At 68.1% G+C, this 16,775-nt stretch carries 14 protein-coding genes; 2 read left to right on the forward strand and 12 right to left on the reverse strand.

The genetic code is table 11. The features are described from left to right. Positions 1-21: 21 nt before the first annotated feature. The 4 genes from ARADN35_RS0114100 to ARADN35_RS0114115 are packed head-to-tail and all read right to left on the reverse strand — an operon-like array spanning position 22 to position 5,961. A complete protein-coding gene (locus tag ARADN35_RS0114100; RefSeq protein ID WP_010463211.1) occupies positions 22-1,161 on the reverse strand; it encodes an NAD/NADP octopine/nopaline dehydrogenase family protein in 1,140 nt (379 codons plus the stop codon). Between the two features lie 11 nt (positions 1,162-1,172). After that, a complete protein-coding gene (locus ARADN35_RS0114105; RefSeq protein ID WP_010463213.1) occupies positions 1,173-2,216 on the reverse strand; it encodes a PLP-dependent cysteine synthase family protein in 1,044 nt (347 codons plus the stop codon). 4 nt (positions 2,217-2,220) lie between these two features. Beyond that, entirely contained in the window at positions 2,221-3,726 is a 1,506-nt protein-coding gene (locus ARADN35_RS0114110) for a Y4yA family PLP-dependent enzyme (protein ID WP_244265906.1), read from the reverse strand. 9 nt (positions 3,727-3,735) lie between these two features. Beyond that, complete coding sequence (locus tag ARADN35_RS0114115; protein ID WP_010463217.1) at positions 3,736-5,961, reverse strand: TonB-dependent receptor; 2,226 nt, start codon at positions 5,959-5,961, stop codon at positions 3,736-3,738. A gap of 255 nt (positions 5,962-6,216) precedes the next feature. Between ARADN35_RS0114115 and ARADN35_RS0114120 the strand changes: the two genes are divergently transcribed. Then, positions 6,217-8,028, forward strand: coding sequence for a chorismate-binding protein (locus ARADN35_RS0114120; RefSeq protein WP_035197849.1), 1,812 nt, complete (start codon positions 6,217-6,219; stop codon positions 8,026-8,028). Positions 8,029-8,175: 147 nt separating this feature from the next. Here ARADN35_RS0114120 and ARADN35_RS0114125 read toward each other — a convergent pair whose 3' ends face one another. The 5 genes from ARADN35_RS0114125 to ARADN35_RS0114145 all read right to left on the reverse strand — a co-directional run bounded on the left by ARADN35_RS0114125 (position 8,176) and on the right by ARADN35_RS0114145 (position 12,432). Beyond that, on the reverse strand, positions 8,176-8,535 hold the full coding sequence (locus ARADN35_RS0114125) for a 5-carboxymethyl-2-hydroxymuconate Delta-isomerase (RefSeq protein WP_010463221.1): 360 nt from the start codon (positions 8,533-8,535) through the stop codon (positions 8,176-8,178). A 62-nt stretch (positions 8,536-8,597) separates the two neighbouring features. Beyond that, a complete protein-coding gene (locus tag ARADN35_RS0114130; protein WP_010463223.1) occupies positions 8,598-9,488 on the reverse strand; it encodes an alpha/beta fold hydrolase in 891 nt (296 codons plus the stop codon). Then, complete coding sequence (locus ARADN35_RS0114135) at positions 9,476-9,868, reverse strand: MAPEG family protein (RefSeq protein ID WP_081474639.1); 393 nt, start codon at positions 9,866-9,868, stop codon at positions 9,476-9,478. Before ARADN35_RS0114135 ends, ARADN35_RS0114130 begins: the two co-directional genes overlap by 13 nt. A gap of 153 nt (positions 9,869-10,021) precedes the next feature. Continuing rightward, positions 10,022-11,830 carry an ATP-binding response regulator gene (locus ARADN35_RS0114140; protein ID WP_010463227.1) on the reverse strand — a complete coding sequence of 603 codons (1,809 nt, stop codon included), beginning with the start codon at positions 11,828-11,830 and terminating at the stop codon, positions 10,022-10,024. Then, positions 11,827-12,432: a response regulator transcription factor gene (locus ARADN35_RS0114145; RefSeq protein WP_010463229.1), complete on the reverse strand. Its 606-nt coding sequence runs from the start codon at positions 12,430-12,432 to the stop codon at positions 11,827-11,829. The genes ARADN35_RS0114140 and ARADN35_RS0114145 overlap by 4 nt, the downstream gene beginning before the upstream one ends. A gap of 255 nt (positions 12,433-12,687) precedes the next feature. Between ARADN35_RS0114145 and ARADN35_RS0114150 the strand changes: the two genes are divergently transcribed. Then, entirely contained in the window at positions 12,688-13,446 is a 759-nt protein-coding gene (locus ARADN35_RS0114150; RefSeq protein ID WP_010463232.1) for a carbonic anhydrase, read from the forward strand. A 66-nt stretch (positions 13,447-13,512) separates the two neighbouring features. Here the strand turns inward: ARADN35_RS0114150 and bioF are convergent, their stop codons facing one another. The 3 genes from bioF to bioA are packed head-to-tail and all read right to left on the reverse strand — an operon-like array spanning position 13,513 to position 16,774. Further along, positions 13,513-14,781, reverse strand: a complete 1,269-nt coding sequence (gene bioF / locus ARADN35_RS0114155; RefSeq protein ID WP_010463234.1) for an 8-amino-7-oxononanoate synthase — start codon at positions 14,779-14,781, stop codon at positions 13,513-13,515. Beyond that, entirely contained in the window at positions 14,778-15,449 is a 672-nt protein-coding gene (gene bioD, locus ARADN35_RS0114160; RefSeq protein WP_010463236.1) for a dethiobiotin synthase, read from the reverse strand. Before bioD ends, bioF begins: the two co-directional genes overlap by 4 nt. Beyond that, on the reverse strand, positions 15,446-16,774 hold the full coding sequence (gene bioA / locus ARADN35_RS0114165) for an adenosylmethionine--8-amino-7-oxononanoate transaminase (protein WP_010463238.1): 1,329 nt from the start codon (positions 16,772-16,774) through the stop codon (positions 15,446-15,448). The genes bioD and bioA overlap by 4 nt, the downstream gene beginning before the upstream one ends. Position 16,775 lies beyond the last annotated feature (1 nt).

A 16,775-nucleotide genomic window follows, 5' to 3' on the forward strand; every position in this document is an offset into this window, starting at 1 on the left:
AAACAGGGCAGGGCACGCCCGTCAGGCGGGCCAGGTGGATGGGAAGTAGTCGAGCGCCGAGCCGCGCAGGCCCTGCATGTAGCCCACGTTCCAGTCGAAGATCTCCTGGATGTGGGGCAGTGGCACGTCCAGCCGCCGTCCCATTTCCACCAGCACGGCCAGGCCGTAGGCGACATCCTCCTGGAACGCACGGCTGTCCTTGTCGATCACGTAGCCGGGCTGGCCGGCGGCCTGCACCATCGGGGCTTCGATGGCGTCGTAAGCCTGGTTGGAGCGCAGCACGGACAGCAGGGTGCGGGGGTCGCGTATCTGGTCTCCGTAGGCTTCGACGATCTCCTGGTGCAGGGGTTTGACCGACGACAGGTTGATGCCCAGGCGTTGCTCGGCGGCCTTGCACAGCCGCTGGTTTTCTTCGTCGCTGCGCGCGAGGAAATACGCGCCCAGCTCGGTGCAGTCCGTCCACCAGCAGACGGGCGCAGGAAAGGTGCGTCCGTGCCACTGGCTATAGGGGCCTGCCAATCCATAGACCACCGAGCTGTGCATGATGGGGTTGCCCGGCGTCAGCGTGATTTCGAGGTAGTGGTCGAGCAAATCCACCGGCGCTGCGTACAGGCGCTGCAGCATCCGTTGCAGGGCAGTGCGTGCGCTGGCGCTTTCCCGGGCGTGGGTGCCCACGTGGAGCACCTGCTTGGCGCCCCCCATGCGCACCGAAAAACCGGGGTGCAGGTCGTACGCGGTGTGGGGCACGTCCTTCATGCCCCAGATCACGGCGTTGGGCCGTTCTGCCAGGATGTTCTCGGCCAGCCAGTCAAAACCGCAAAAGCCCGGAATGGCCCCCACATACACGGGTTTGTCGCGCGGCAGCGCCTGCACCATGCCGCGCAGCCAGGCGGCACGCACGTGGGCCGGCACGGTGAGGATCACCAGGTCTGCGTGGGCGACCAAGGTGGCATCGTGGCCCACTGCGTCCAGCCGCGCCCGCAGCGGGGGGGAGTCCGGCACCAAGGCGGTGAGGCCGCCGGGGCTTTCCTGGTGGTGTGCGATGACGTCCGCCCGCGTGGTGAGCAGGGACACGCGAACGCCGGGCACCTGCTTGAACAGCACCGCGTTCAGGTGCCCCGTCCGTCCGCCGCCGCAGACGACGACATTCAGGTCTTGCATGGCACCCACGTTCAGGCCACCTTCAGCAGGTCGTTGGCACGCGGCAGTTCTTCCACCACGTCCTTGGCCAGCCAGCCGTCGAGCTGTGCCCAGACCGTGGGGTCGATGATGTTGCGCTCCTTGAGCCAAGCCTCGTTGAACACGGTGTGCAGGTACTTCTCGCCCCCGTCCGCCACCACCGCCACCACGTTGCCCGCGATCATGCCGCTGTGGATGAACTCCAGGGCCTTGTAGAGCACGCCGCCGGTGGAGCCGCCCACCAGAAGGCCCGTGTGCTGCGCGAAGTAGCGGGCGGTTTCAAAGGCCTGTGCATCGGTCACCTGCACGCCCAGGTCGATGCAGCTGTAGTCCAGCACCAGGCCCACGGTGTCTCCCTTGGGCGTGCCCGTGCCCGACTGGTAGTACGGCCGCCCTGGCTGCCCAAAGATGATGGAGCCCGCAGGCTCGACCGCGATGGTGCGGGTGCGGGGGTTGTGCAGCTTGAGCCCGCGTGCGATGCCCGTCATCGAGCCACCCGTGCCCACGCAGCCCACATACGCGTCCACCGGGCCTTGGACCTGGTCGATCACTTCGCGCACGAAGTCGAAGTAACCGCCCGCGTTGGCCACGTTGTCCGACTGGTTCATGAACACCGCACCGGGGATCTTGGAGGCCACCTCGGCCGCCAGGCGCTGGCGCTCCACCACGGCCACCTCGTCCTCGCGGTAGTCGCCCTCCACGTAGCGGATCTCCGCACCCAGTGCGCGCATCACGGCGATCTTGTCGGGCGCGGCATGGTGGTCCACCACCGCGATAAAGCGCAGGCCGAACTCGATGGCGGCAATGGCCAGGCCAATGCCGGTGTTGCCTGACGAAGACTCCACCACCACGCCCCCGGGCTGCAGGCGGCCGGAGCGCATCGCCGCGACGATCATGTTGCGCGCCATGCGGTCCTTGATGCTCCCGCCCGGGTTGTTCTTCTCGATCTTGAGCAGCAGCCGCGTTTTCTTCGAAGGGATCGGGATGCCCAGGATGGGCGTGTTTCCGATCAGGTCCGTCACTTTGCTGAGAATCATGTCTTTACTCCGTTCGGTCGTCGTCTGGCGAAAAGGCCATGCCACCGGCCGCAGTGCGGGTGACCGCAATGCGGCGGGGCATGGGATGGCGGTGAAACTCGTTTTCCAGCAGGTCCATCTGGTAGCCCGCGGTGTTGGCATACACCAGCAGGTCCCCGGCCTGCGGCACACGTGCAAAACTGATCCAGCGGTGGGTCAGAACATCGTCGTCCAGGCAGCTGTGCCCGGCGATGTAGGCATGGCAAGCCTGTGGCGGCGTGGAGGGCGATCCGCTGCTATCCCCTGGCACCAGCAGGGGGTCCACCAGGAACTCGGAGCCGAACCAGGTTTCGCACGCGCTGAAGCTGCTGCCTTCCACAAAAATCACATACCGCCCGTCGCCCAGGGGTTTCACCCGCGTGGCGCGAAAGACCGAAATGGCGGCCTGGTCCACCAGGCTGCGCCCGGGTTCGATGGCCAGCGTCAGGCCTGCCGCGTGCAGGGCCTGCGCCACGGTCATGCCCTCCGTGCACGCCGAGCACAGCAGTTGCTCCATCCACATGCAGGCGTCCACGGGTCCGCCATAGGGGTAGAACGATGTGGGCACCTTGCCGCTGCGGTAGTGCGCGCCATCCTGCGCTGCGAGAAAAGCGCTGTAAGCGGCGGTGTCCACATAGCGAATGGGCAGGCCACCGCCGATGTCCAGCATCCGGGCGTTCAGCCCCATCCGGCGGGCTTCGTGCACCCAGGGCAGCAGCTCGCGCACGGCTTGCACACGCGGCTCGACCGCATAGCCCGACAGATGGAAGTGAAAGCCCTCCAGAACCAGGCGTGCCTCTGGGTTGGCCAATCGGGCAAGGCCCGCGCGCAGGTCGCCAGCGTCCATGCCAAAGCGGCTGGTGGCCAATGCCTGAGGTCGGTAGCGCAGCAGCACACGCGCCGGCTGGCCCGCGCCGGCAGACTGCAGGCAGTGATCCAGGTCCTGCAGCTCCTGCAGCGAGTCGATGGAAATGAGGGATGTGTTGTCCAGCAGCAGCTTGTGGAACGCCCGGGTCTTGGCCGGGCCGGTGGCGCACAGCCGCGTGGGGTCTGCGCCCGCACGCAGTGCGTCAGCCGCCTCGTAGAGGCTGGATACGTCCACGCCGATGCCGGCCTGCACGGCCGCGCGGACCAGGGCGGACGACTTGTTGACCTTGGCCCCGTAAAAAATCTCAAAGGGCATGGGGTGGGACTGCAGCACGGCCACCAGCTTGCGCACGTTGTCCTGCAGCCGTTGCGGCCAGACGAGGTGCAGCGGCGAGCCGTACTGGGCAACCAGGCCCGGCAGCATCGCGGGTGATGCGTGCACCAGTGCTGCCACCGCTTCGTCCATCAGCGGCGGCAGGGCTGGGTACCCCTTGGCTGCAGTGGCCGCAGGCGGGGGCTGCGGCGTTGGCACCGCTGCGGGTACGGGGGGGGCATGCCGGTGCGCCGCCGTAACTTTGTTCATGCCCGCCAAGTCCGCCAACTCACCATGGTGCTGGGCTCGCATGGCGGTGCCTCAGAAATCAACGGTGGCCGACACCACCAGGGAGCGTGGCGCACCCTGCACCAGGCTGCCGTACTGCGACACGCTGGCCCAGTAGGCGCGGTCTGCCACGTTGCGCAGGTTGGCGCGGAACGTCGTGGGCTTGCCGCCGATCTGTGTGCGGTAGCGGGCGCCCAGGTCTGCGGTGGTCCACGATGGAATGCCCAGTGTGTTCGCGCGGTCCACATACTGCTTGCCGGTGTGGGTGATGCCCCCGCTCAGCGCCAGGCCGGGCACCCAGGGCAGATCCCATTCCAGTCCCAGGTTGGCCTGCACCGAGGGGACGCCGATGGCTTTCTTGCCCTGCGTGGCCGCGCTGTTGGTCTGGCTCAGCACACCTTGCAGCAGCGTCACGCCACCGGTGACGGAGACTCCAGGCACCACTCTGCCGGAGGCGTTCCACTCCACGCCGCGATTGCGCTGCTTGGCATCCACCGCAAACAGGCCGCTGGTCTGCTGGCCGCTGGGCTTGGTGATCTCGAACAGGCTCAGCGAGCTGATCATCCGGCCCCATTCGAACTTGGCGCCAATTTCCTTTTGTTTGGCCTTGTAGGGCGCAAACACCTCGCCCGCGTTGGAGGCCGTGGCCGGCGCGATGTCGCCCTTGCTCAGGCCTTCGATGTAGTTGGCGTAAAGCGCCACGTTCTGCCAGGGTTTGACCACCAGGCCCGCCAGCGGCGTCACTGCGCTTTGGTCGTACGACGAAGCGATGGCGCCCGTGGTGGTGTTGAAGTTGTCGGACGCCACACGCTGGCGGCGCACACCCAGCAGCACCTGCACCCGGTCGTCCAGCATCGACAGGGTGTCGGCCAGCGCGATGCTGGACAGCTGGGTGTCGGCCACCCGCGCGACCTGGGCCGGGGCGGCCACGTTCTGCGCCGGACTGTTCACCGGTGCATAGATGTTGGACAACACGGTGGTGCCGTTGACGGACCCACGGCCCAGGCGGTCGTGGTAGGTGCTGGCCTGCAGCGTGACCGTGTGGCGGACGCTGCCGGTGGCGAACTTGGTGCGCAGCCCGGCGTCCGCCGTGCTCCGGTCCACCTCGAACTGAAAGCGCTGCGGCAACGTGCTGGTGTCGCCCTGCACATTGAGCAGGGTGGGGTTGCCAAAAAGCCGGTCTACCCGTGTGCGCCCGCCGCCTGCGTTGGCGAACACGGTGGTCTGGTCGTTCAGGTCGTATTCCAGGCGCAGCAGCAGGGAGCGGTCGGTGGTTTCAAACCATTCCCAGGGCTGGCTCACGTTGCGCCGGCCATCGGGTGCTGCGGGGACGGCCGTGGCCCCCGCGGCCAGAAACGGCCGGCGCTGTGGCGCATCGACACTTTCCTTTTGCGCGATGGCGTCCACGGTGGCGCGCAGCCGATCTCCCTGGTAGTCGAGCGCGATCGCCCCCACGTTCGCCTTGCGCGACTGGTTGTCCAGCAGCGTGTCGCCTTGGTGGTGGCTGCCGTTGATGCGCACGCCCCACTGGCGTTCGGGGCCAAACCGGCGGCTCAGGTCGATCTGGCCGCCACCCTGCGCGGAGGGGCCGACGTCGGCGGAGATCCGTGTCAGCGGGGCACTGGTGGCACGCTTGGGCACGATGTTGATGGTGCCGCCCACGCTGCTGGCCGGGGACATGCCAAACAGCAGCGCTGCGGGCCCTTTGACCAGCTCGATGCGCTCCGCGTAGTCGGCCAGCACGCGGTAGTTGGGGGCGATGCCATAGACGCCGTCAAAGGCGATTTCGCCCGAGTTCTGGTCACCCACCGGGAAGCCGCGGATGAAGAACGAGTCCAGCTGGTCGCCGGAGTGGCCCGAGAGCCGGACCGACGAATCGTTCTTCACGATGTCGGCAATGGTGACGGCCTGTTGGTCCTGCACCATCTGCGAGGTGTAGCTGGTGGCGCTGAGCGGTGCGTTCAGGGTGTCGGTGTTGCCCAACAGCCCCAGCCGGCCGCCGCGCGCCGTGTGTCCGTTGCCGATCGGGGCGGGCAGCCCTGCATCGCTGTCTGCCGTGACCTGGACCTCGGGCAGGGCACGGGGGCGGTCGGCGGCGTCCGGAGAGGCGGTCTGAGCGCCTGCCGGGGCCATGATGCCGGCCGTGACCAGACTGGCGAGCGCCAGGCGTGTGGCGGCTGCGAGGGGGTGAAGGGGGGCCGCGCGAGCGGCGTCCAACGAAGAAGAAGGCAGAGAGCCTGGCACGGTCGGTGGCAGCACAGTGGTTCCTTGAGGGGGCAGGAGGCTGGCTGGCGACGGCTGGCTGCTTGGGGCGCATGGCAATGCGCCGTTGGGTAAAAATTATAAACAAGAATTATTCGCATTTGATGGCTTTTTTTGCTTGCACTTGCAACAGGACCGCGCTGCCCACCCTCCGCTGAATCCGGGCCCTGCGGCGTTTACGATAGGCGGCTGCCCTTGTTTGCCGCAGGCGCCCGTTTCCTTCAAGGTGCTGCCGCTGCGCCTGCTATTTCCATGAATTCCTGCATCGACTTCAGTGCCGCGCTGGTCCCGTCAGCGCCCCGCCTTCGCCATGCCTTCCGCGCGCCCCGCGCCGTGCTGTCGGCCCGTGACCTGGCCGAGGTGCGCCCCGTTCTGGATGCCGTGCAGGCTGCCGCGCAGACGGGCGCATGGTGCGTGGGCTACGTGCGCTACGAGGCGGCTCCGGCCTTCGATGCAGCCTTGCAGGTGCATCCCGCCCAGGGGCCGCTGGCCTGGTTTGCCGTTTATGACGAAGCGCTGCCGTGGCCTGGGGACGCCGCGGCCGATGTCGCCCATGTGGCGTGGACCTCGGGCCCCTCGCGCCCTGAATTCGATGCAGCCCTGGACCGCATTCACCAGGCCATCGGCGATGGCGAGCTGTACCAGGTCAACTACACCGCGCCGCTGTCGGGCCCGTTGCTGCAGGGCAGTGCACAGGCCTTGTTCCAGGCCTTGCAGCGCTCACAGCCCGGCGGTTATGCCGCGTTCATCGACACCGGCAGCGAACAGGTGCTTTCGGTGTCGCCCGAGTTGTTCTTTGACTGGGAAAGCGGTGCACATGGTGACCCGGCGGGTGGAGCCATCCTGGCGCGCCCCATGAAAGGCACCGCGCCACGTGGCGCCACGCCTGCGCAGGATGTGGCCAACGCTGCGCACCTGCGCTCGTCGCCCAAGGAGCGGGCTGAGAACGTGATGATCGTGGACCTGCTGCGCAACGACATATCCCGCATCGCGCTGCCGCACAGCGTGCGTGTGCCCGCGCTGTTTGCCACCGAGGCCCTGCCCACCGTGTGGCAGATGACGTCGGATGTGGTGGCCCGCACGCGCCCGGAGACTACGCTCACCGAGGTGTTTGCCGCGCTGTTTCCCTGCGGCTCCATCACCGGTGCGCCCAAGGTGCGCGCGATGCAGATGATCCATGCGGTGGAGCCCGCGCCGCGCGGCGTGTACTGCGGCGCCGTGGGCGTGGTGCGGCCCCTGGGTGCCGCCGGGGCGGATGGCCAGCACCGCGTGGCCGCCACCTTCAACGTGCCCATCCGCACCGTGGTGCTGCGCACCGAAGGCGGCCACACCCAGGCCACCTGCGGCATTGGCAGTGGCATCACCTCGGGCGCACAAGCGGACGCTGAATGGAACGAGTGGCGCCACAAGCGCGCCTTCGTGGAGCGTGCGAGCCAGCCTTTTGACCTGCTGGAAACTTTGGCGCTGGTGGACGGCCAGTGGCGCCATCTGCCCGAACACCTGGCACGGCTGCAGGCAGCGGCGGTGCATTTTGGCTACCCCTTCGATGGCGAGAAGGTTGAGCAGTGCCTGAGGATGCTGGCCGCCGGGCACGGCACGGGCCCTTGGCGTGTGCGTTTGCTGCTCAATGCCACTGGCGAGCCCCGGGCCGAGGCCTTTGCACTGGCCCCCACGCCCGAGCCCGTGCGCCTGCAGCTGGCGCGCAGCCCGCTACTGGAGGCCCATGGCGAATTCGTGCGCCACAAGACCACGCGCCGCGCCCACTACGCGGCCTTTGCGCCCACGGCCCAGGGGGTGTTCGACACCGTGTTGTGGAACGAAGCGGGCGAGATCACCGAAAGTACCTTCGGCAGTATCTCCATGCTGCTCGATGGCCGCTGGGTCACACCGCCGCTGGCCTGTGGTCTGCTGCCCGGCGTGGGCCGCGCGGTGGCGCTGCGCGAGGGGCGTGTAGAGGAGGCCGTGGTGCGGCTGCAGGACCTGCCCCGCGTGCAGGGCTGGGCGTTCATCAACAGCCTGCGTGGCTGGCTGGCGGCAGAGCTGGTGGCCGCGGGCCAGGGCTGAGGCGCCTGGGATTGGGTGCGCAGAATCTGCTTGCTATTGAAAATATAGCTATTGATTGAGTTTGGATAAGCGCCAGGGCCGGATTTTTATCAAAATCCAGGCCCTTCGTACCGGCCCAGGTTTCTGAAAACCTGTTCCAGCTTTTGCTCAGAGCCGTTCTTTGGCGTACGAGCCCCGGTCCATGTCCACCACTTCCACGCTCAGCTGCACCATCACGCCCTGGGGCTTGGGCGTGCGTTCGCGCAGCACGGCGGCGATGCGTTCGGAGAGCTCCTTCTTGGCCTCGGGCGTGCGGCCCGCGAGCAGGCGCAGTTGCGCATGCACAAAAGCGCGGTTCGCCGGGGCGGTGCCGATCTCGAAGCTGTCGGCAACGATGAAGCGGGTCTTCAGGTCGGCTTCGTCCTGCACCTGGGGGTGGTCGCACAGTGTGGCGTTCAGGGCGGTGAGGGTTTCGGCCTCGGGGTAGTGGGGCAGGTTGGCGGAGTATTCGACGGTGAGGTGGGGCATGGTGATTCCGGTCTTGGGCAGTGCACCAGTTTAAGGGCCCCGACCCCACCTCTTCTGGTGGGTCACCCGCTCTGGTCGTGCTTTTGCAAAAATTCTTCCAATGCCTGCAGCACCTGGCCAGGCGCCTCGATCTGCGGCCAGTGGCCGATGCCGGGCAGCGACACCACATCGGCATCGGGCACCAGCGCGCGGTAGCGCTCCGCCATGTGGGCGCCCGAGTTCGGGTCCGCCGCGCCGTTGATCAGTCGCACCGGCACCATGTGCTGCAGCAGCGGCCCTACCAGGCGGTCCCGCAGGGCCATGCGGTCGATGTAGAAGCGCCCGGTCTTGTGGCTGATGGCGCGGCCGTTGTGGTGGTTGACCAGCGCCCAGAAGTCTTGCAGCAGTGCAGGGGAAGGAAGGGTCTGTGGGCCAAAGAGGCGCGTGATGGTGCGTTCGAACGCTTTTGGGGGAATGCGCGGTGCGATCCAGCGGCCCAAGGGTGATGACAGCAGGTGCTGCAACATGCGCGGCTGGTACGCCTCGGGGCAGACGCCGCCGTTGAGCAGGGTGAGCGACTGGATGCGTGGCGCCAATGGGTGTGTCTGCCGCCGCGCCAGCATCTCCTGGGCCACGCTCACCCCCAGGTCGTGGGCGACGATGTGCACCTGTTGCACACCCAGCCGGTCCAGCAGCGCCTCCAGCAGGTCTGCATGGTTTTCGATGCCGTAGGTGTGGTCCGCGGGCTTGTCGGAAAAGCCCATGCCCAGCAGGTCCGGCACGATGAGGCGGTGGCGTGTGGCCAGGGGCGCCCACAGCGGATGCCAGTCGTACGAGCTGGTGGGGTAGCCATGGATGAGCAGCAACACGCTGCCGTGTTGGCCCGCTTGTGCCACGAACAGGCGATGGCCGCCCAGCGCGACCATGCCGCCCTGGGCCTGCCAGTGCCGCAGCGTGGGCGTCAGGCGGTCCATGCGGTGTGTGCCAGCAGCGCCGTGGCCGTGAGTTGGGTGAGCAGCGTGAAGGCGTGTGCGGCCTGCCGCCACGCCAGCCGCCGGGTCAAGGCGCCCATGCAATAGAGCAGCCGCGCCAACACAAAACCCGCGCAGGCCACCGCCAGCGCCCCGGGCGTTGCACTGTGGAGCTGCGCGTGGGCCAGCAGGAGCAGGCCGAACAGCATCGACTGTTCCAGCGTGTTGCCATGCGTGCGGATGGCCGCAGCCAGATCCTTGTGGCCTCCATCTCCCCAGGTCTGCCGGTAGCGCAGGCGCAGGCGCGACACGTGAAGGGACAGGGCCGTCAACAGCAGCGCCAGCGTGACCAAGGTGGTGGCTGCCAAGCTAAGGGTGGACATGGATGAATGGGGTGGATGTCGGTTGAGAAGCCACCAGCTTAGAAAGCCCCGGCGCGATCGCCAATAGCACCAAAGGGCAGGTGTGTGCACCCACCACAGTGGCTTGCACGGGTGGGCGCGCGTGGAGGGAGCACGCCACCCGTGGTGGGGTGGTCAGCCCGGCGGGTGGCTTTGCAGAAAGGCCCGGAGCTTCATCGGCGCAATGGGCTTGGGCAGCAGGGTCAGGCCGGCCGCCGTGGCCCGCTGCTGCACGTCGGCCTGGTGGGCATCGGCCGTGACCAGCAGGGCCGGTGCGGGGCTGCCCAGGGCCTGGCGCAGGCGTGCGATCGCTGTTACCCCGTCGTCTGCGCCGGGCAGGCGCAGATCCACCACCAGGGCGTCGATGGGGTCTGCGGCGGTGTCCGCACGGGGCATCAGCGCCAGGGCGGCCGCCAGATCGCCGGCCTCGACCACGGCGCAGCCCCAGGACGCCAGCAGCCCGCAGAGCGCCTTGCGCGAATCCGCATCGTCTTCGAGCACCAGAATCCGCCGCCCCGCGAGGGGCGCGGGTGTGGTGGCCTCGGCGGGCTGTGCCTGCAGTGGGGCGGCAGGGGCGGGCTTCGCCAAGGGAAGGCGCAGGCTGAAGCAGCTGCCATGACCGAGGGTGGATTGCACCGCGAGGTCGAGCCCCAGCAGGTCGCTCAGCCGTTTGGCGGTGGCCAGCCCCAGGCCCAGCCCCTGGCTACGGTTGCGCTGCGGGTTGTCGATCTGGTAGTACTCGTCAAAGATGCGCGGCAACTCGGCAGCCTCCATGCCCACGCCCGAGTCATGCACGGCCAGGGTGAGGGCTCCGCCCTCCTGCACAGCGTCAACGCGCACGAACCCTGCGGGCGTGTAGCGGATGGCGTTGGACACCAGGTTGGACAACACACGTGCCAGCAGGGCGCGGTCGCCCCACACGGTGGCCGGGGTGGTGGCAACCTGCAAGTCCAGCCCCCTTTCATGCGCCATGGCAGCAAAGTTGCCGGTCATTTCATCGAACAGGCCCTGCAGCGCAAAGGCCGTGGGCCGGGGTGTGAGGCTGCGTGCATCCAGCCGCGACAGTTCCAGCAGGCCCTCCACCAGAGCTCCCATGCTGCCCACACATTCGGCGATGGCGCCAGACAACTCCTGCACCCTGTCGGGTGTAGCGGCGGTGGGAGCGTGGCGCAGCGTGTGTGTGAGCAGCCCCAGGGCATTGAGGGGTTGACGCAGGTCATGGCTGACGGTGGCCAGAAAGCGGGCCTTGGAGGCATGTGCGGCCTCGGCGTCGGCGCGTGCCTGCCGGGTGGCTGCGTTTTCGCGCTGCAAGGCATCGATCAGGGCCAGCTTCTCTTGGCGTTGTGCGCGGGCTTGTGCAAGCGTATGCGCCTGCGTCTGGCCGCTGCGCCACACGTACAAGGCCATCAGCCCCGAGGCCAGCGCCAGCGCATAGTGCAGAGGCTGGTCCACCAGCACATCGCGCAGGGCCAGCGGGCCGAACACACCGGCGGCATAGGCTGCCAGTGCAGGCAGGTGGTGGGCCAGGTGCGTGACGCTGCCCAGCACCACGGCGGCCAGGCCAATGTGCAAGGCCATCTCGGCCACCACGTTGTGCGGGGCCACCAGCACCCAGCTGCCGGCCCCCCAGGCCAGCGCCTGGGCCAGTGCGCTGGCCACTACGCAGCGGGCCCAGAAGGCGTTGCGGCCCGGCTGCAGCGCCCCCGCACGGCGGTACGCCAGGCCCAGGCCGATGCGCAGACCGCGCACGGCCGCAAACGCGACCAGCCACCAGGCGATGGAAGTTGCAGGCACATCGCGCCAGAACAGCACGCTGAGGAAAAAAGCCTCCACCACCCCCACCAGGGCGGCCATCGGCGCGCCTCGGTACAGCGTGTCCAGGGCCTCGGCGTCCACGGCCACGGCTGCGGCTGCGGCTGCGGCTGCGGGTTCGGACCGTGTCATCGGTGCAGCAACCCTTGTGTGCGGGCCACCACCAGCAGGTGGGTGCGGTTGCGCGCCTGCAGGGTGTCCAGCAACGCGGTGACGTGGAGCTTGACGGTGCGTTCGGCGATACCCAGTTCCTGCGCGATGCGCTTGTTGGGGTGCCCCAGGGCCACCAGCTGCAACACCTCGCGCTGCCGAGCTGTGGGGGTGGGGGCGGCGCTGGCCTGCGGAGGTGCTGGAGTTTCAAACACCACGCCCCCTTCGGCAATGCGCTGCAGCGCGGCCGCCAGTGCAGGCACGGGCTGTGATTTTCCAAGAAAGCCGCTCGCCCCGGCGCCACGCGCCGCCGCAGCCAGCGCGGGGTCTTCGTCGCCCGATATCAGTACGCGGGCGACGAGCGGGAACTGCACGGCAAAAAGCCGCAGGCCCTCCAGGCCGGTGTGGGCGCCCAGGCGCTGGTCCAGCAGCACCAGGTCCAGGTCCTGCTCGCCCGCTGCCGCCTGCAGCCCTGCGTCCAGCGTGGGCGCGGTCAGTACCTGCGCAGCCGGCAGCGCCTGGGCAAGCGCGTGTGCGAAGCCCACACAGAACAGGGGGTGGTCGTCCACCAGCAGGAGTTTCATGCCGGGGATTGTGGTGTACGCCGTGGCTTGTTTGACACGGCATCAGGGCCTTGTGCAATTTCTGTTGCCGTACGGCAAGCCGTTTGCTCAGAATCCGGGCGGCCCTGCGCGTTGTGGGGCCCGCGTTGTGTGCCGGTTTGTGTGTTGCTGCCGTGCTGCCAGAAGCCTTCCAGGGCGAAATCCGAAGGGGCTGCTGTGCTCGGAGCCAATATGCAGGCAGGCTGCAGCATTTCCTCACCTGTCTTCAATAAAACCATGAAATACCAAACATTGATTCGACACACCACCGTGGCTGCCCTGGCGCTGTGTGCGGCCACCTGGGCCGGTGCCCAAGGGGCTCACCCGCATTGGGAGTACAAGGGCAAACACGGCGCCACCCACTGGGGGGCGCTGGAGCCAGGCTTCGAGGCCTGCGCGCGCGGTGCGGCGCAGAGCCCCATCGACATTCGCAAGACCGTGAAAGAGGCGTTGCCCGCGCTGGACTTCCAGTACGCGGCCGGTGCCCCCACGCTGGTCAACAATGGGCATACCGTGCAGGTGAACATGCCCGCGGGCAGCAAACTGGTGGTGGATGGCAAGCCAATGGACCTGCTGCAGTTCCACTTCCACACCCCCAGCGAGGAGGCCATTGGTGGCAAGCATGCGGCCATGGTGGCGCACTTTGTGCACAAGGGCGCGGACGGTGGGCTGGGCGTGGTGGCGGTGCTGCTCCAGACCGGCAAGACCAACGCGGCCTGGGCGCCCATCTTTGCGCACTTGCCGCGTGTGGGTGAGCAGGTGACGGTCGATGGCCTGAGCCTGGATGCCAGCACCCTCTTGCCTGCCAAGAAGGGCTACTACAGCTTTGCCGGCTCATTGACCACGCCGCCCTGTTCTGAGGGGGTTCAGTGGATGGTGCTCAAGGAGCCTGTGAAATTGGGCGCCCAGCAGATCAAGGCGTTTCGCCAGCTCTACAACGCCAACGCGCGGCCGCTGCAGCCGCTCAACGGACGGGTGGTGAAGGAAAGCGCCTGACGGTGCTCAGCCGACCTCCTGGTTTCCAGAGGTCGGCTGAGCCTTCAGGCGATGTGCAGGCCATAGTCAGGCTGTAGCGGCCGCAGGCGCCATGCTGGTGCCTGCGGTTTTTTGTGGGCGAGCCGCCACACAGTCGGCCGCATGGGTTGCCAGCGCGGCCAGCAACTCGTCCACATCGGCCGCCGTGTGGGCGGCCGACAGCGCAATGCGCAACCGGGCCGTGCCCACGGGCACCGTGGGCGGGCGGATGGCCGGCACCCACAGGCCTTGGCGGCGCAGGCTTTCCATCACGGCCAGGGCTGCTTCGTTGCTGCCGATGATGAGCGCCTGCACCGCCGTGTGGGACGGCAGCAGGTGCCAGCCCAGTTCCGGGGGCAGCGTCGCCAGGCCTTCGCGCAATTGCACAATGCGCTGGCGCAGCCCCTCCCGCAGGTCGTCTGCCGCCGCGATCAACTCCAGGCTTTTGCGCAACGCGCTCGCCAGCAGGGGTGGCGCGGCCGTGGCAAAGATGTAGGTGCGGGTTTTCTGCAGCAGCCATTCAATGAGTGCAGCATCTCCCGCCACAAAGGCGCCAGCCACGCCCGCTGCCTTGCCCAGCGTGGCCATGTAGAGCACCCGGCGCGATGCCGTGGCGCCCGTCAGGCCCGCCTGCGCGAGGCTGCCGCGTCCCTGGGGGCCGAGCACGCCAAAGCCATGGGCGTCGTCGAGCAGCAGCAGTGCGTCGTGGCGTTCGCACAGCGCGAGCAGGGCAGGGATGTCGATCAGATCGCCGTCCATGCTGAAGACGGCATCGCTGACCACCAGCTTGCGCCGGGCGGGGCTGGCGGCGAGCTGTGCTTCCAGCGCGGCCAGGTCGGCATGGGGGTAGCGGTGGATGGTGGCGCGCGACAGGCGGGCACCGTCAATCAGGCAGGCGTGGTTGAGCGCATCGGAAAACAGCGCATCGCCATCGCCCACCAGCGCCGGGATGATGCCGGTGTTGGTGGCATAGCCCGCGTAGAAGTAAAGCGCACGGGGCAGTTGCACGAAGGCGGCCAGGTCTTGCTCGAGCGCATCGTTGGCGGCGCTGTGCCCGCTGACCAGGGGCGAGCCGCCGGAGCCCACGCCAAAGGTGTGCGTGGCGTCGCGGGCGGCCTCGGCCAGCGCTGGGTGGCTGGCCAAGCCCAGGTAGTCGTTGCTGCAAAAGGCCAGCATGGGCTGGCCGTCCACCAACAGGCGGGCACCCTTGGCGGGCACCACCACGCGGCGGCGGCGCAGCAGGTGCGCGCGCTCGATGTCGGCCAGGCGCCCCGGAATCTCGTCGAGCCAGGATGTGGGGTGGGATTCCTGCGTCATAGCCATTCTCCGGGGAGCTCAAACACCAGGCTGCGCGCATCGGGCAGGTCCTGGTAAGGCACCTCGGCCAGCAGCGGTGCGCCCAGGCGCGCACGCAGGTAGGCGATGTTCTCGTCGGCGGCTTCCATCTCGGGGTCCACACGGTTGGCCACCCAACCGGCCAGGGTGAGGCCGCGCGTGCGAATGGCTTCGGCCGTGAGCAGCGCATGGTTGAGGCAGCCCAGGCGCAGGCCTACCACCAGCACCACCGGCAGCGCCAGGGCCTGGGCCAGGTCGGCGCCGGTCTGGGTGTTGGTCAGCGGCACATGAAAGCCCCCCGCGCCCTCCACCACCACCGCATCGGCCTGCGCGGCCAGAGCCTGGTAGCTGCGCACGATGGCGGCGATGTCGATCTGCACCCCGGCGCGTTCTGCCGCGATGTGGGGCGAGAGCGGGTCGAGCAGCAGAACGGGGTTGTCCAGCTCGGGTGCCACGGCCAGGGTGGAGGCCGAGCGCAGTGCGATGGCGTCCTCGCTGGCCCAGTCCTCGCCCCACGGTACGACGCCGGCCGCCACGGGCTTCATGCCGACCACGCGGCGGTGGTGCGGCGCGAGGGCGTGCAGCAGGCCGGTGGACACCAGCGTCTTGCCGACGCCTGTGTCGGTACCGGTGACAAAACATCCAATCATGGATTCTCCTCCTGCAGGGTGGCGTTCAGTGCGTCGAGCGCACCGCTGGCAAGGCACTGCACGGCCTCTTCATCCAGCGCATAGGGTGGCATGGCATACAACGTATTTCCAATAGGCCGCAGCACCAGCCCACGCGCCATGGCGTGCTGGTGGTAGCGGCGTGCAAAGTCGGGGGCTGCCGTATCAATGTCCCAGGCCCAGATCATCCCCAGACGGCGCGCATGGCGCACGCGCGGATGGTGGGTGAGAGGCGCACAGGCGGCGTCGAGGCGCAGGGCCAGGGTCGCGTTGGCGTTCAGGGCATCGAGTTCGTCGAACAGTTCCAGCGTGGCCAGCGCCGCGCGGCAGGCCAGCGGGTTGCCGGTGTACGAGTGCGAATGCAGAAAGCCCCGCGCCACATCGTCGTCGTAGAACGCGGCGTACACCCCATCGGTGGTCAGCACGGCCGACAGGGGCAGCGTGCCGCCCGTGAGTCCTTTGGACAGACAAATGAAATCCGGCCGGATGCCCGCCTGCTGGTGCGCGAACATCGTGCCGGTGCGGCCAAAGCCGACGGCGATCTCGTCCACCACCAGGTGCACCTCGTAGCGGCTGCACAGCGCGCGCGCCAGGCGCAGGTATTCGGGGCTGTGCATCGCCATGCCGGCGGCGCACTGCACCAGCGGTTCGACGATGAGTGCGGCCGTGGTTTCGTGGTGCTCGGCCAGCCAGATTTCCAGCGCGGCAATGGCGCGCCGCGCCACATCGTCAGCGTTCTCGCCGGCAGCGGCGCCGCGTGCATCAGGGCTGGGCACCGTGTCCGCCAAACGCACCAGTGGCGCATAGGCCTCGCGGAAGATCGCGATGTCGGTCACGGCCAGCGCGCCCACGGTCTCGCCGTGGTAGCCGCCTGCCAGGCCCACGAAGCGGCTCTTGGCGGGCAGGCCCCTGTTGCGCCAGTAGTGCGCGCTCATCTTCAGCGCGATCTCGGTGGCGGCTGCTCCGTCGCTGCCGTAGAACGCATGGCCCAGGCCGGTGAGTGCAACCAGGCGCTCCGACAGCTCCACCACCGGCGCGTGTGTGAAGCCTGCCAGCATCACGTGGTCGAGCTTGCCCAGCTGGTCCACCAGCGCGGCCTGGAGGTGAGGGTGGCTGTGGCCAAACAGGTTGACCCACCAGGAGCTGATGCCGTCCAGGTAGCGCTGGCCGTCGGTGCCATAGAGCCACGGGCCCTGCGCGCGGGCGATAGCCACGGGGGGCTGGGCCTCGTGCCGCTTCATCTGCGTGCAGGGGTGCCAGACGCTGGCGAGGCTGCGGGCCACGAGCCCGTCGTGCGTAGGCTGCATG

It is taken from the genome of Acidovorax radicis N35 (assembly GCF_000204195.1).
Lineage (GTDB): Bacteria > Pseudomonadota > Gammaproteobacteria > Burkholderiales > Burkholderiaceae_C > Acidovorax > Acidovorax radicis.

What these genes read in the sequence shown, in the direction of transcription:
- ARADN35_RS0114100 (WP_010463211.1), bottom strand. Translation starts at nt 1,161, where the DNA reads ATGCAAGACCTGAATGTCGTCGTCTGCGGCGGCGGACGGACGGGGCAC.
- ARADN35_RS0114105 (WP_010463213.1), bottom strand. Translation starts at nt 2,216, where the DNA reads ATGATTCTCAGCAAAGTGACGGACCTGATCGGAAACACGCCCATCCTG.
- ARADN35_RS0114110 (WP_244265906.1), bottom strand. Translation starts at nt 3,726, where the DNA reads ATGCGAGCCCAGCACCATGGTGAGTTGGCGGACTTGGCGGGCATGAAC.
- ARADN35_RS0114120 (WP_035197849.1), top strand. Translation starts at nt 6,217, where the DNA reads ATGAATTCCTGCATCGACTTCAGTGCCGCGCTGGTCCCGTCAGCGCCC.
- ARADN35_RS0114125 (WP_010463221.1), bottom strand. Translation starts at nt 8,535, where the DNA reads ATGCCCCACCTCACCGTCGAATACTCCGCCAACCTGCCCCACTACCCC.
- ARADN35_RS0114130 (WP_010463223.1), bottom strand. Translation starts at nt 9,488, where the DNA reads ATGGACCGCCTGACGCCCACGCTGCGGCACTGGCAGGCCCAGGGCGGC.
- ARADN35_RS0114135 (WP_081474639.1), bottom strand. Translation starts at nt 9,868, where the DNA reads ATGTCCACCCTTAGCTTGGCAGCCACCACCTTGGTCACGCTGGCGCTG.
- ARADN35_RS0114140 (WP_010463227.1), bottom strand. Translation starts at nt 11,830, where the DNA reads ATGACACGGTCCGAACCCGCAGCCGCAGCCGCAGCCGCAGCCGTGGCC.
- ARADN35_RS0114145 (WP_010463229.1), bottom strand. Translation starts at nt 12,432, where the DNA reads ATGAAACTCCTGCTGGTGGACGACCACCCCCTGTTCTGTGTGGGCTTC.
- ARADN35_RS0114150 (WP_010463232.1), top strand. Translation starts at nt 12,688, where the DNA reads ATGAAATACCAAACATTGATTCGACACACCACCGTGGCTGCCCTGGCG.
- bioF (WP_010463234.1), bottom strand. Translation starts at nt 14,781, where the DNA reads ATGACGCAGGAATCCCACCCCACATCCTGGCTCGACGAGATTCCGGGG.
- bioD (WP_010463236.1), bottom strand. Translation starts at nt 15,449, where the DNA reads ATGATTGGATGTTTTGTCACCGGTACCGACACAGGCGTCGGCAAGACG.
- bioA (WP_010463238.1), bottom strand. Translation starts at nt 16,774, where the DNA reads ATGCAGCCTACGCACGACGGGCTCGTGGCCCGCAGCCTCGCCAGCGTC.